Here is a 13,664-nt window from a genome sequence, read left to right on the forward strand (position 1 = left end):
CGACTTTCGAGGGTGTTCTGAGTAATTTTCTCTCTTCTTTCCTGTTTCGTATCTTCTTTAAAAAAGAGAACAGACAGGGGGTTTAGAAATGAACAAAGCGGCTTGGAAGAAGTTTCTTCCCTACACGGTTGAAGACGGTTTGGTTCGTTACCCCTGCCCCTTGTGTCACGAGGGTGAGGTCCAGGCTGAAGTGGAACGAGAGAGGAAGCAACGGATTTTGGGCGGGGTGACGGTCGAGGTTGAAACCGGCATCGCATCTTGTTCCGCCTGCGCGGCGCCACAGGCGCTTCATATCCGTCGCGAGTACGACTACGAGGAATGGGAAGTAAAAGAGACTATTGAGGTGGTTTATCGAGATTTTAACGCTTTATGCTGGCGTATCGGTTATCAGCGCGAAAGAACAGCGAAAGTTAGCTGTATCCCTGAATTTTTCTTGCCAGAGGTGGGGGATGAGGGGTAAAATTTCAGCCGCGACGGTTAAAACCCGCGTCGTCCGCATCCTCGACCGCGCTTTCGCTTGGTTAGACGATTTACGACTCAGACCGGGACATCTGTTTCTTATCTGGCTCGGTCTGTCGGGACTGTTTTTTATCCGCGAAGTGGGGGCCTGGGTTGCTCAAAGACTGGTAGAGTATCCTTGGGGTCTTCGTTTCCTCGCCGCCTTTCCTCACGCGGCAGACGGGGGGATTAATTATGCTCTCTACAACGCTTACCTATCCGCCATCCTCGCCACCGTTCCTGTCGTCATCCTCGCTCTCAGTTATGGCGACTTTTCCCGCTATGGACGGGCAAGAGATGAGAAAGTCGCGCTGGATGTGCTGGCAGGCTGGCTCTCGCGGCGGGCGGAACTCGCGCAATTGCGCGGACGCATCGAGTTCGGACGCGTCGTGGACCCTCGTTCGTTGCGCCTGGGTCCGAGGTGGGGGGTGAACTTAGAGCAGCTATTGAGCCCCCACTGCTTCATTTTTGGACAGTCGGGGTCGGGGAAGACGAGTACTAGCCTCGTCCATTTTCTTCGCCGCTACGCGGGGGACTCTCAAGTGGGCTGCCTTGTCTTCGACGCAAAAGACGGTCTCATCAGGTGGACGGACCAGGCAGGGTTACCTTTCCGCTACGCCGGACCCGTTCTGGATGGAATAGACGAGAAAAAGAAAGCTAGCGTGAGTTTGCTGTCGTTATGCTGGACTTATCCGACGCTCATTGACGGTATTAGGCGTATTTTTATCGATTATCTGAAAATCCCCGATGATGCTAACACGAACCAGACCGACCCCAGTGCGTCCCGGTGGGAACGCTACGGAAAGGAATGTTTCGCGGGACTCGTGGCGTGGTGGGTTTTGGTTGAAAAGATGAAGAAACAGGAATTAACAAACAGAAAGCTTTATCAATACGTCCGTTCGTTTCACTTTCAGCAAATACCTCAATTTTATGAGGAATTGCGCTCTCTGTCTCAAGCAAGCGACAGAGAGACGGCAGAGTTAGCTAGTTTCGCTTTGAACGCCCTGTCACCCCTCGCAGGGAAGAAGCAGGGTGAGCACGCGGAAAGCATCAAAACCAACGTTCGCCAGGTTTTGGAACTATTTGGTTCTAGTGATTTTGCAGAATTCGCCCAGGGCGAGGAAGTGGACCCTATTGCACTTCTTAATCAAGGGGCGAATCTCTTTTTCACTACGATGTCACGGGGTCGAATCTTACCAAGCCTCTACAACATCTTTCTAAACTACATCCTGCAGCAATTCACCAACGACGCCCCTCGCCTTCGCTTGGTGGTGTTGGTAGATGAGGCAAGCAGTTATAGTGTTAAGATGATGCAGGACATCCTCGATAAGGGGCGCAGCTGGGGTGTCTCTCTCACCTGCGTCTGGCAAGATTTGCATCAAATCTCGCGCATTTACGGCGAACAGAACGCCCGGGCGTTTCTTACAAATGTGAGCCTGATTTTCGCTTATGTCCTCTCAGCGAAAAGCATCGGCGAGATAATCGACTGGAAATTGGGCACGGATTTGATTACACGCGAGAGAACCCCCGCCCCGGCTCACGCGGCAAGGTTCGGGTTGCCGTTTTTGGGGTCTCACCAAGAACAGATTAGAGAAGCGCGGGTTCCCATCGCCACCCTCTTGGATGTTCTTGGTCGCGTGAACGAGAAATACACCCGCCAGGGGGTGGGGATGGGCTGCCTTGTGATGGCAAATTTAAAAAGCGGTTTGCGCAGATTTTTAAGCGTCAACGAATGGGTGTAAGGGGTGAAGAGATGCAAAAACAACCTCGACGTCTCGATTCGCTGCTAAGGAATGCCCTTCGAGGGCAGGGAAAACTGCTTTTACAAGACACAGAACGCATTGAAGCCGAGAGACGGCAGATGCTGCGCATCCTGAGCGACCCCATCCTCTGGTTCGGTCCGGACTGGAAAAACTGCTTCCGCCGCCGTCCCCGCTACCCTCAAGTTTCTATACACGAAGCTTTCAGCCCGGAAGAACTCTTCGGTCCCAACTGGCGAGATATGATTTGACAGGTTTTCGAAGAATGGTCGCCGGAAAACCCTCAAAACCGCCCTCAGAAATCCCTGAAAACGGGGTCGAGGTCATGAGTGATAGAAAAAAGAAAACAGGTCTTCAAAAAGACGCCGATTTCGACCTGGACTGGTTCGACTGGCTGTTTCCCATGCCCGGTCACGTCCCCAACCCTCGCGGCGTAGACCCGGACGAGGCGTTCCGGGACGAGAACGAGAACAGGAACAAGAACGAAACAGAACAGGTCGAGGTGGGGAATCGGAACGACGCTAAAACCAAACCCTCGCCCCCACCCCTCAAAGAGCGCGTCGTTATCAAACGCATCCCCGCCCGGGTGGACGCACCCTGGGATGACGACGCCTTCCTCGACGCTATAGCAGACGCGGTCGCTTCCGCCGTCCTGGACGAGGCCGTCCGGCTGCGAGAAGAAGCGGAAACGAGGAAGGGAATGGCAAGGGTGGGGAAAGAGAAATAAACCCAGGGCGGGGGTTCCCTTCACTCAGAATTATTCCTGACGAGTGGGTGGGAATAATTCTATGCGCGGGAATTTGTTTGGGTGGGAATACGGGCTCTTTATTTCTCTTTATTTTTGGGTGGGGTTGGGGTCGAGGTGGAAGTCAAGGTCGAGGTCGGGTTGGGTCGGGTCCGGGCGGTCCGGGAAGAACTCGCCTCGCCTAACTTGTCCTAACTTGTATGACTTCATACAGGTTCATACAAGTTTACGCCTGAGACTGAGACCCGCCCGCCCGAGACCGAGACCGGACCGCCGGGACCTAGAAACCCTCACCCGCCCGCCTGAAACCGAGACCGGGACAGCCTGCTCTCTGCTGGGATTTTACTTCCTTCGTAATCATGCGCCTTTTTCTTTTCGTTAGAAAATCTAGGCGCAGGATTTTCCTCGCTTCTTTTTTCTTTCAAAGAGGCTAAGCGTAATAATTCTAACAAAGGGAAAATCTTACAGAGGGAATTATTCACGAGAGGTGAGAAACGATGCCGCTGAGTGACGAAACCCTCGCTGAGATTTTGATGGACTTGAATAAAAAGAAATGCTCAGGGTGCTGGCACCGGTTCTGGCTAGACCTCGCCGCCCTCGCCGTCGTCGCGGGGTTGGCGGTGATGGTGATACTGCTACTCAAATCCTAAGTAGGGGGTGATGCAAATGCCTAAGAGTATCATACGAACCGGGAATGCTTTTATCCTGCAATTCAAGAGCTACCATCTCACCGATTCGGTTAAGGTCTTCCAGCACAATGTGAGGACCAGGGACTCGAAATGGGTCGACCCCACCCGCAGCGACCTCAACCTCTACTGGCAGGTCGAACCGAACCGGAAAGATATCGTCACTCATTTACAAGAGAGCTATCTTGGAAGAGTCGCGGCTTGGATAGGCGGGGGCGAACTCGCCGCTAGCCTGTTCGTCTTCGCTCTTCTCGAAGCCACCATCCGCCATTTGCGCGACCACCTCGTCCCCGCGGACGTTCGCACCTTCGAGGAACGAAAACAGGAACTGGAACGCCTCGCCGACAGCGGGGCTACGGAACTTCCCCCGGACTTCTCTTTCGCACCCTTCGCAAGGAAAGACCGCACGGTGTTTGTCCACGAGTGGGTGGTGAGCGCATCCAGTCCGTTCTTCCACAGCTTGATAGGTCGAGAACTGGTGAAAAGAGAGGATTATGAGGAAATAAGCCGGAACCCTAAACTTTTAGAGTGGGTAGCGGATAACATCCGCTTTTTCGGAAAAATCTACCGTTATTCCACCATAATCGCTACTCTTCACTTGGACGAGAAGGTCCCGCACCTTCACATCATGACCGCCCCGCTTTGGTTCGATAGCGACCGCAGCCGCTTGTATTGGTCCGGTAAAAAGTTTTTGGGGGACAGGTATTCCGCCCGGTACCGGTTCTACGAGATTTTGACGAGTTACGAGGAAGCCGTGGGACAGAAGTACGGTTTAGGCAGAGGTCTTCGACAGGAACTCACCGGGCGAGACAAATACAACGTCCCCATCCAGGTCGTTCGCAAACTCACCTCGGCCATCCTCGCAGAAATCCGCCAGAGACTCGAACAGGGGGAAAAAATCGAAGACATCCTGGGGGATGAGAGGTTGTACGCCGGAATAAACAAGCACATGAACTACACCGCCGAGATTACCGCCCAGAAAAACGAGGAACTGCTCAGAGAGGTTAGGGCTTTGCGGGACGAGAACCGGCGTCTCAAGGAAGCCCTCGAAGAGTTCCTGAACGCCCGGTCCGCAGAGGAACTCGTCACCGTCCAGACCAAGTTCGCTACCGCCCGCGCTAAACAGTCCGAGACGGTCGAGGCTGTCGAGGACGAAAGAGTCGAGGAAACGGAAGCGCAGACCGCGTAAAGGGGGTGATAGGATGACGAGGGAAAAAGAAAAGATGATTTCCGAGAATGACCGCATCCTCTCTTGCGCACAGAATATACAGCTCGCCTGGATGTTCGCAGGACACCTACAGCAATACGGTCACACTATGAGCGATGACGACGCTCAGGTGTGGTTCCAGCGTCTCTTCGACCTCATCCAGGCCGCTAGCGTGGGCGCGGCCTCGCTGAGAGGATACCGCTTGTCCGGGGTCCGGGACTTCTTCGCTGCGCAATTGCGTCAAATCTTCGAGGAAGCGCGGAATCTTTACACCCGCCGGTTCCCTGATTTGCAAGCGCCGACCTTCCGCGAGGTTTGCCCATACCTCGCCTGTCCGTCCTGCTCTTTCCAGGACGACGAAACGGACGCTCAAGGGATGTCTTAGAAAGAGGTGCGGCGCAGTACCGCGCCGCACCCCTTCCATTCCTCACCTCGTATTTGTGCGCCTTTTTCTACCGCCAGGATTTTCTTTCGCGAAGAGTTATTCCTCAAAAGGCGCGGTATTTTACCTCGACAGGATTTTCTCTCGTTAAGAGTTATTCCTGAACCCGACAGTAAAATCCTAGGGTCGGATTTTCCTACCCACTTAAGAATTCCTAATCGAAATCCAGTGACCATTCTGCGGATTTCGTCCGCCGTTCTTTTTTCGAAACGCCCCCGAAACCGAAATCGGGGGTGAGGGATGAGAGACGCGCTTGACGACCTGTTCTCGGTCGTGATAGTACCGGTACCCGGAAGGGGGAAGAAGACCGTGCGTGTCTATCCCAGACCGGCGAGGTGTCCTAAATGTAAGAAGCCATATAAAGAGGACCCTCGCGTCGGGTTCCGGTGTCCTCGCTGTCGTTCGAAGCCTGAACGTCTCTTCGTAAGCCTTAGCTGGCAGGGGAAGCTCGTCCGAGTCTATAGCGACAAGCAGGGGAATCCTCTCACCGACTTCCGCCAGGCGCAGAGGGTGCTGCAGCTGATAGCTCACGAACTTGAGACCGGCGAGTTTGACCCGACCCGGTGGGTGAAGAAGGAAGCGGAAAAGTTCCTCTTCAAAAACCTCGCTCAGGAATACCTTGAAGAGCGAAAGAAAGCCATGACCCCTGCCGGGTTCGCCTCAAAAGAGTCCTGGTTCCGCAAGTGGCTCATCCCCACTCTAGGCGAACTCGATGTCCGAGACCTGAAAGCCTACCACCTCAACGACCTCAAAAAGGCCATGCTCGACGCCGGGCTTTCAAAGAGTTCGGTCAAAAAGGCTTTCGTGGAACTGAGAGCCTTCCTCAACTGGCTCAAGAGGCTTGAGAGAATAGAAAGACTTCCCTATTTCCCGGACAGAGACATTCGCCCGGAAGAACCGCCTATCCGCTGGCTTTCGCCGGAACAGCAAGCGTTGATTTTGTCTTACATCCCGCCGGAACACCGGAACATAATCGAGTTTGGCTTTCTCACCGGGCTTCGGATAGGGGAACTTCGCGCCCTCATGTGGGACGCCGTGGACCTGCGGGAAGGCTACATCCTCGTCTTTCGGACCTTCTCAAACGACCGCTTGCTCGAAACCCCGAAAGAGAAAGCCGCGAAAGTTATCCCTCTCGTGGGACGCATCCGGGAAATCATCCAGGAACAAGCCAGACAAAAACGGTCCATGTTCGTCTTCTCTTACCGGGACCCTCACTATAAAGAGAGATGGACCGCCTACCCCTACAAAAGGTTGCTCGACATCTTCAAACAAGCCGCAAAGAAAGCCGGAATAAACATTTCTCTCTACGCTGCTATTCGGCACAGTTTCGCCATGCAGAGATTGAAAGGTGGGTATTCTTACGAAGAGGTTGGCGCCGCCCTGGGACACAAGTCCCCGCAGACCACGAGAAGGTATGCCAGACTCAGGGCTGAGATGGTGGAATCCATCTTCGCCTCGCCGGTGAAGGTGGTGTCCATCGAGGAAGCCCGGAAGAAACGAAGGAAAAACGGGGGCAAAGATGGATAAGAAAACAGAAGTCGAAAGGATAATCGAGTTCCTCGAAAAAGAAGGGTTCCAACCCGTCACCGAGGAACACAAAAACGAACACTGGTACAAAACCGCCATGGCCCCGGTGGACTGCTTCGAGGAAGAAGAACAACCTGCCCTCACCAAGAAGTCCGGCGCTAACTAACCGGTCGCTTCACCTTAAACCCTCTTCCTTACCGCTTCCTAACCGGGCTTCATTCCGTCGTTTTTAGCCCAAAACAAAATCACCCGTAATCGCCGAAAACCGAGAACAGACCCCCTGATTTAACAGAGATTTAACGCATCGTGCTACCGGAACCGTGTCGAAAAACAAACGAGAAGTCGGGGGGTTATGCGAAACTTTCCCTGGGTTTTCTCTCGCAACTCGTTCTCAATAAGAGGCGTCAAGGGGTGTTTCGTAAGTGGGGAACTTATCGAGAAATTTGGCGCGCCCGGGAGGACTCGAACCTCCAACCTTTGGATTCGTAGTCCAATGCTCTATCCGATTGAGCTACGGGCGCACCACTCCCAATTCTAATCTCCCCGGTTCGCCTTGGCAAGGGGGCCAGTTTCCTGTAATTATGAAGGCAAGATCCGCGGAGGGAGGCCGTCTCTATGCCCATCATGGAAAACTCGCTACCCACCGAAGGCCGTGGCGCTAAAATCATCCTGGGAGAACCCGTGCAGCGGGGCTACTTCTACGGATACGAGGGAATCGTCCTCCACGAGGAAGGAGGCGAGCAGGCCATCCTGGTTATGGAAAACGCCTTCTGGGGGAGGATTCTCTTTATCAACGGCACCGCTCAGTTCACCTCCCGGGACGAGTTCATCTATCACGAAGCCCTGGTCCACATTCCCTTCCAGGCCTTCCCCGAAGGACGGGTCAAAAAGGTCCTTATCTGCGGGGGCGGGGATTACGGAGCGGCCCGGGAGGTCCTCAAGTATCCGGAGGTGGAAAAGGTCCTCATCGCCGATATCGATCCCCGGGTCCCCCGGGTGGTGCGAGAATTCTTTCCGGAACTCCTGCCCTCCAATCCCTCGGATCCCCGCCTAGAGCTCCTCACCGTGGATGCCTTCAAGCTGGTGGAGGATCTGGTAAAGCGCGGGGAGAAGTTCGATCTCGTCATCGTGGATTCCACTGACCCCGATGTGTCGGTGGCAGACTATACCATAGAACTCTCCCATTCCCTTTTCAGCGAGGATTTCCACCGGATGCTCCTTAAGCTGGCTCCTGAAGGAGCTATCGTGCAGCAGGCCGCCACCCCCTTCACCATGAAGGACATCCTGGAAGGCTCCTACACGGTCTTCAGGAAGGTTTACGGGAAGGAGACCCATTGTTACCGGGCCTGCATTCCCTCCTTTGGGGGGGATAATGCCTATCTACTGAGGTTTCCGGGGGATCCCCGGGAGCCCCGGCGCAAGTCCGTTCCCGAGACCCACTACTATACCCACGAGGTCCACCGGGCCTCTTTTGCGCTTCCGAAGTTCTGGCTAACGGAGGTGCTGGAAAAAGATGAGTAAGATCCTGGGAATTCTCGGTTCCCCTCATTCCTACGGAGGGTCGGGGTCTCTTTTGCGATGCGCGTTGCTTGCCGCCCAGGAGCTGGGTTTCGAGACCGAACTGGTGGAACTTTACCGGGAAAGAATCGAACCCTGCCGCGGCTGCGTTCAGGACGAGGAACCCACCTGTAAGTACCCCTGCATTTTCGAGGACTACGGCCGAGAGATCCTGTTCAAACTCAGGGAAGCGGACGGATACATCGTGGCCTCACCGGTTTACTGGTATGCCCCATCGGGGCCTCTCAAGATCCTCATCGACCGCATGACCGCTCTCGAAAACATGGTGGCCTTCGGAGAGCCCAGCTATGTGGAGGGGAAGGCGGTGGGGGTCATCACCGTTGGGGCCGACGCCGGAGCCACCCTGGCCGGGGCTTACCTCCTCACCGTGCTCAACGCCATGGGGGCCATAATCCCCCCCTGGGCTCACGCCTATTCCCACCGGGGAAAGGAGGCCCTTTTCGACGACCGGGCCGTGATGGATGCCATCAATGTGGGACGTCTGGTGGCCGGGCTCCTCCTGCGAGTAAGGGGACAGAACGGACCCCTCACCTACCTCGACGATCCGGATCTGCGGGATCGGATCCGGACCGCCGTGCTCGAGGAAAAAAGACGCTGGGAGGCGCAGTATGGTTCAGAACGGCTCTCCCTTTGCGGAAAATCCGGTGCTTAAGGCCATTTACGGCCGGCGCAGCATTCGCGAATACACCGACGAGATCCCGCCCCGGGAGCTCGTCCTGGAGATCGTCCGGGCCGGAATATGGGCCCCCTCGGGGCTTAACAACCAGCCCTGGCGATTTGCCATTGTGTGGAACCAGGAAGTGCGGGAGAGGCTGGCGGAGCTCACCCGTTACGGAGAGATCATTCGGCGGGCTCCGGTGGTGATCGCCGTCTTTCTGGATCAGAAGGTCATGTATCACCAAATCAAGGACCATCAGTCCGCCGGGGCCTGTCTGGAAAACATGCTCCTTGCGGCACACGCCCTGGGACTGGGCGGAGTGTGGCTGGGTGAAATCCTGAAAAATGGCGATCGGGTGAGGGAGGTGCTGGGGCTCCCTGAGGGGCTGGAACTGGCCGCGGTGGTGGCTCTGGGATACCCCAACGACCGGCGCAAGCGCACCGGTCGCAAACCGCTCGAGAGTTTCATCCTCAAGGAGATCCATTGAGGGGGCTGGCTGCATTTTTTCTGGCGCTCTTTTTCCTCGGGGCCTCGCAGGCCCTGGCCCTCAGGATACGAGACCTTAATGTGGCCCCCTATCGTGATTATCTACTGATATACGCCTATCTGGAGGATCTCCCCTGGGAAGACCTCAAGGAGGCCCTCCGACACGGTCTCGGCCTGACCTTTAACTTCAAAATAGAGGTCTATAGAGTTAGGCGTCTTCTCCGGGACGAAAAGTTCTTTGAGGAGAACATTGCCCGTACGGTTTACTACGATCCGGTCAAAAACATCTACTATGTACAGACCGTAGGCGCGCTGGAGTCCCCTCGCCGGGCCACCTCCCCGCGTCAGGCCCTGATGCTTGCGGCAAACCTCGAGGGAGTTCCCCTTTTCCCTCTCGTGCGACTCAAGCCGGGAGTGCGGTATCGATTGAAAGTCCGGGCCGAGGTCCGGAAAATAACCCGGGTGGGCTGGCCCAAAAAGATAATCCGTTTCCTGCTATTCAAAGGGGATACCCTGGAATCTTCGTGGGCCACTCTTAGTTTTTCGCTATGAGCCTTTCTCGAGAAGAAATACTGAAAATTCGCCGGGAAGTTCTCTTCATTCTTCTGGGGCTGGGTCTTTTCGCCCTGCTCGTTTTCGTGGAATTCCGGGTCTTTCAGATCCTGCCCTGGAGCTTTTCCGGCCAGAATCTGGTCATCTTTGCCCTGATCCAGATCAATCTCATCCTGCTCCTTCTGGTGATCTATCTGGTGTTGCGCAACATTCTCAAGACCATTTTCGAGGCCCGCGCCACTCGCATATCAAGTAGCCTGCGCATAAAACTGGTGCTTTCCTTTCTGCTCCTTACCTTCGTTCCTGCTCTTCTCCTTTTCATGGTCTCCCACCGGTTCATCGAGACCAGCCTGGAATACTGGTTCGGGAGCAATCTCGATCAGCAACTGGAAAAGGCCCTCCTCGAGGCCCGGGCCTACTATCAGGATCGGGAGCGGGAGATCCTCCTTAAGCTACAGGAGTTCGAGAAAGGGTATCTGCGGCGGACGAAACACCTTTCTTCCCGCTCTCTTCGTCACTGGAGACGCCGTCTAGGGCTGGACACCCTGGAGGTTTACGATACCCGGGGAGGGATCCTCAAGCGCTCCTACGCTCGGGGGGTCAAACAGAAGGCTTTGGGTATTCCACCCTCCGTATTGCGCCAGCTAATTTCCTCGAAGGCCCCCGTTTCGGAAAACAGTGAACTAGGAACCAGGGTTCTCCTGCGGGTCTTCCTGTATGCTTCCTATCGCGGTCAACCGGTGGTGGTGGCCGGAGGGAAGTTCCTGGATCCCGGGCTGGAAAAATTGATCAAGGACATCAGTTCCGGTGTGGGGCTTTATCAGCAGCTCAAGTTCCTGCGGGCCCCGCTCAAGACCTCGCTTCTTCTCCTCCTGCTGCTGGTCACCCTTCTTACCATATTCGTGGGGGTCTGGTTCGGGATGCGGTTTGCCCGACGGCTTACCGATCCTCTCCAGGAACTGGCCGAGGCGGCGGATCGAATCGCCGCCCGGGACTTCGAAGTGAGTCTCCCGGAAGAGACCCCGGACGAGGTGGGAGTCCTAGTCAAGGCCTTCCGCCGGATGACCGGCGAGTTGCGGCATTATCGGGAAAGGGTGGAGGAGACCACCCGGGCGCTGGCCGAAGCCAACGAGGAACTCAAGAGACGCACCGCCTATCTCGAGACCGTGCTCTACAACATTACCGCCGGGGTGCTGGCGGTGGATCGGAAGGAGCGCCTCACCCTCACCAACCACCGCGCCCGGGAGCTTCTGGAGATCCCCCGATCGCCGGAGGGACGGCCTCTGGCCGAGGTGGTCTCCGAGGAGCTTCTAGGGGCCTTTCGTGAGCTCATGGAAAGGGCCAGCCGTGATCGGCCGGCCTTCCTCCCGGTAAGGTTGATGCAGGAAAAGGGCCCCCGGGTGCTGGGACTCACCGCCGTGCGCCTACCGGAAGAGGCCTTCCCGGGCTATCTTTTCCTGGTGGAGGATCTAACGGAGAAGGAGCGCATGGAGAGACTCGCCGCCTGGCGGGAGGTGGCCCGCAGAATCGCCCACGAGGTCAAAAATCCCCTGACTCCCATCCAGCTTTCCGCTCAACGCCTGCGGCGCAAACTCTCCGAAAAACTCTCCCCGGAGGACCGGGAGGTTCTGGCCCGCTGCACCACCACCATCGAAAAACAGGTGGAGGAGTTGAAGCGCCTGGTAAACGAGTTTTCGGCCTTTGCCCGTCTGCCCGGACTCCGTCTGGAGGAGAACGACCTGGGGGAGGTCCTGCGCGAGGTGGTGGCCCTCTACCAAGAGGCTCACCGGGAGGTGCGGTTCCGGGTGGAGGCCGAACCCCTCCCCCCCTTCCTTTTCGATCGGGATCAGATAAAAAGAGTTTTCCTGAACCTCTTCGACAACGCCATAGCCGCCATGGAGGAGAGGGGCGAGGTGCGGGTGCGCGTGGTAAGAGAGGCCGACTGGGTAAGGATAGAGGTGGAGGATACCGGTCCGGGGATTCCTCCGGAGATCCTCCCCCGGCTCTTCGAACCGTACGCCTCGGGAAAGGGAGGCACGGGCCTGGGACTGGCCATAGTCAACTCCATCGTTCAGGGGCACGGGGGAGAGATCCGGGCGGAGGAAAACCGGCCTCACGGGGCCCGGTTTGTAATCCGCCTTCCCTTCCGCAGGAGGCCTCATGCCTGAGATCCTGGTGGTGGACGACGAAAGGAGCATCCTCGAGAGTCTGCGGGACATCCTGGAGGACGAGGGCTACAGCGTGAGGTGCGTGGAAAGCGGCGAGGAGGCCCTCCGCCTCGTCGAGGAATCTCCCCCGGATCTGGTACTGCTGGACATATGGTTGCCCGGGCTCGACGGCATGAAGGTGCTCGAGCGGCTTCGCCAGGAGCATCCCACCCTCCCGGTGGTCATGATTTCCGGGCACGGCACCATAGAACTGGCCGTCCGGGCCGTGAAACTGGGGGCCTTCGATTTTCTGGAAAAACCCCTTTCCTACGACCGGGTAATCGTTACCGTGGAGAAGGCCCTAAGGATGCGGGCCCTTTCCGAGGAGAACCTGAGGCTGCGTTCCCGTCTGCGGGAGCCCGGTCTCACCGGGGAGTCCCCGGCCATTCGGGAGGTGCGCGAACTCATCGCCCGGGTGGCTCCCACCGAGGCCACCGTGCTCATCCAGGGAGAGTCCGGTGTGGGCAAGGAGGTGGCCGCCCGGATGATCCACAATCTTTCCCGGCGGGCTCAGGGGCCCTTCGTGGAGGTTAACTGCGCCGCCATTCCCGAAAACCTCATCGAAAGCGAACTTTTCGGACACGAAAAGGGGGCCTTTACCGGGGCCACCCGATCCCGCCGGGGTAAGTTCGATCAGGCCCACCGGGGGACGCTCTTTCTGGACGAGGTGGGGGACATGAGCCTTTCGGCCCAGGCCAAGGTCCTGCGGGTAATCCAGGAAAAGAGGTTTGAACGGGTGGGCGGGGATCGGACCATTGAGGTGGATGTGCGCATCATCGCCGCCACCAACAAGGACCTCCGGGCCGAAATGGAGGCCGGTCGTTTCCGGGAAGACCTCTACTTCCGGCTCAATGTGGTTCCCATCGTGATCCCCCCCCTGCGCGAACGACCGGAGGACATCCCCCTCCTGGTGGAGGAGTTTCTGGACGAACTTTCCCGGCACAGCGGGCTGGGGAGGAAGGTGATCTCTCCGGAGGTCCTGGAGGTGTTGAAGCGCTATCCCTGGCCGGGAAATGTGCGGGAACTGAAGAACCTCATCGAGCGTCTGGTGATCATCTCTCCGGGGGAGGAGATCACCCTGAACGATCTGCCCCGGGAGTTTCTGGATTATGCCGAGCGCGCCCGGGGTGGAGGGGAGATCCCCGAGTGGCTGCGGGTGGCCGACTTCAAGACCGCCCGGGAGATGTTCGAAAGAGAATTTCTGCGTCGGAAACTCGAGGAATACGGTGGGAACATCTCCCGGATGGCGCAGGCCATCGGTCTCAGGCGCAGTTACCTCCATCGCAAACTCAAGGCCCTGGGGCTCTCGAGGGAGTAA

15 protein-coding genes and 1 tRNA gene are annotated in these 13,664 nt (G+C 56.8%); 15 read left to right on the top strand and 1 reads right to left on the bottom strand.

Features of this window, described 5'->3' with window-relative positions:
• Window positions 1–88 precede the first annotated feature (88 nt).
• The 9 genes from K3767_RS09465 to K3767_RS09505 all read left to right on the top strand — a co-directional run bounded on the left by K3767_RS09465 (window position 89) and on the right by K3767_RS09505 (window position 7,031).
• Window positions 89–460 carry a hypothetical protein gene (locus K3767_RS09465; RefSeq protein ID WP_221173337.1) on the top strand — a complete coding sequence of 124 codons (372 nt, stop codon included), beginning with the start codon at window positions 89–91 and terminating at the stop codon, window positions 458–460.
• Complete coding sequence (locus tag K3767_RS09470; RefSeq protein ID WP_221173338.1) at window positions 450–2,240, top strand: type IV secretory system conjugative DNA transfer family protein; 1,791 nt, start codon at window positions 450–452, stop codon at window positions 2,238–2,240. Before K3767_RS09465 ends, K3767_RS09470 begins: the two co-directional genes overlap by 11 nt.
• A gap of 119 nt (window positions 2,241–2,359) precedes the next feature.
• Complete coding sequence (locus K3767_RS09475; protein WP_221173339.1) at window positions 2,360–2,509, top strand: hypothetical protein; 150 nt, start codon at window positions 2,360–2,362, stop codon at window positions 2,507–2,509.
• A 74-nt stretch (window positions 2,510–2,583) separates the two neighbouring features.
• Window positions 2,584–2,985, top strand: a complete 402-nt coding sequence (locus K3767_RS09480) for a hypothetical protein (protein ID WP_221173340.1) — start codon at window positions 2,584–2,586, stop codon at window positions 2,983–2,985.
• Window positions 2,986–3,500: 515 nt separating this feature from the next.
• Window positions 3,501–3,653, top strand: a complete 153-nt coding sequence (locus K3767_RS09485) for a hypothetical protein (protein WP_221173341.1) — start codon at window positions 3,501–3,503, stop codon at window positions 3,651–3,653.
• Window positions 3,654–3,669: 16 nt separating this feature from the next.
• Window positions 3,670–4,878 (top strand): plasmid recombination protein, encoded by a 1,209-nt coding sequence (locus K3767_RS09490; RefSeq protein WP_221173342.1) that lies wholly within the window; start codon window positions 3,670–3,672, stop codon window positions 4,876–4,878.
• Window positions 4,879–4,891: 13 nt separating this feature from the next.
• The gene (locus tag K3767_RS09495) at window positions 4,892–5,281 is read left to right on the top strand and encodes a hypothetical protein (protein ID WP_221173343.1); all 390 of its coding nucleotides are present in this window, start codon (window positions 4,892–4,894) and stop codon (window positions 5,279–5,281) included.
• Between the two features lie 297 nt (window positions 5,282–5,578).
• Complete coding sequence (locus K3767_RS09500) at window positions 5,579–6,865, top strand: site-specific integrase (protein WP_221173344.1); 1,287 nt, start codon at window positions 5,579–5,581, stop codon at window positions 6,863–6,865.
• Window positions 6,858–7,031, top strand: a complete 174-nt coding sequence (locus tag K3767_RS09505) for a hypothetical protein (RefSeq protein ID WP_221173345.1) — start codon at window positions 6,858–6,860, stop codon at window positions 7,029–7,031. Before K3767_RS09500 ends, K3767_RS09505 begins: the two co-directional genes overlap by 8 nt.
• 278 nt (window positions 7,032–7,309) lie before the next feature.
• Here K3767_RS09505 and K3767_RS09510 read toward each other — a convergent pair.
• Window positions 7,310–7,386: transfer RNA gene (locus K3767_RS09510), tRNA-Arg, on the bottom strand.
• Between the two features lie 94 nt (window positions 7,387–7,480).
• Here K3767_RS09510 and K3767_RS09515 point away from each other — a divergent pair.
• Genes K3767_RS09515 through K3767_RS09540 form a run of 6 tightly spaced genes read left to right on the top strand, consistent with a single transcriptional unit; the run spans window position 7,481 to window position 13,664 of the window.
• Window positions 7,481–8,386, top strand: a complete 906-nt coding sequence (locus K3767_RS09515) for a spermine synthase (RefSeq protein WP_221173346.1) — start codon at window positions 7,481–7,483, stop codon at window positions 8,384–8,386.
• Complete coding sequence (locus K3767_RS09520; RefSeq protein WP_221173347.1) at window positions 8,379–9,095, top strand: flavodoxin family protein; 717 nt, start codon at window positions 8,379–8,381, stop codon at window positions 9,093–9,095. Before K3767_RS09515 ends, K3767_RS09520 begins: the two co-directional genes overlap by 8 nt.
• The gene (locus K3767_RS09525; RefSeq protein WP_221173348.1) at window positions 9,052–9,588 is read left to right on the top strand and encodes a nitroreductase; all 537 of its coding nucleotides are present in this window, start codon (window positions 9,052–9,054) and stop codon (window positions 9,586–9,588) included. The genes K3767_RS09520 and K3767_RS09525 overlap by 44 nt, the downstream gene beginning before the upstream one ends.
• Window positions 9,585–10,139: a DUF4390 domain-containing protein gene (locus tag K3767_RS09530; protein ID WP_221173349.1), complete on the top strand. Its 555-nt coding sequence runs from the start codon at window positions 9,585–9,587 to the stop codon at window positions 10,137–10,139. Before K3767_RS09525 ends, K3767_RS09530 begins: the two co-directional genes overlap by 4 nt.
• Window positions 10,136–12,307 carry a PAS domain-containing sensor histidine kinase gene (locus tag K3767_RS09535; RefSeq protein WP_221173350.1) on the top strand — a complete coding sequence of 724 codons (2,172 nt, stop codon included), beginning with the start codon at window positions 10,136–10,138 and terminating at the stop codon, window positions 12,305–12,307. The genes K3767_RS09530 and K3767_RS09535 overlap by 4 nt, the downstream gene beginning before the upstream one ends.
• A complete protein-coding gene (locus K3767_RS09540) occupies window positions 12,300–13,664 on the top strand; it encodes a sigma-54 dependent transcriptional regulator (RefSeq protein WP_221173351.1) in 1,365 nt (454 codons plus the stop codon). The genes K3767_RS09535 and K3767_RS09540 overlap by 8 nt, the downstream gene beginning before the upstream one ends.

Origin of the sequence: Thermosulfurimonas sp. F29 (genome assembly GCF_019688735.1) — a bacterium.
Classification (GTDB): domain Bacteria; phylum Desulfobacterota; class Thermodesulfobacteria; order Thermodesulfobacteriales; family Thermodesulfobacteriaceae; genus Thermosulfurimonas_A.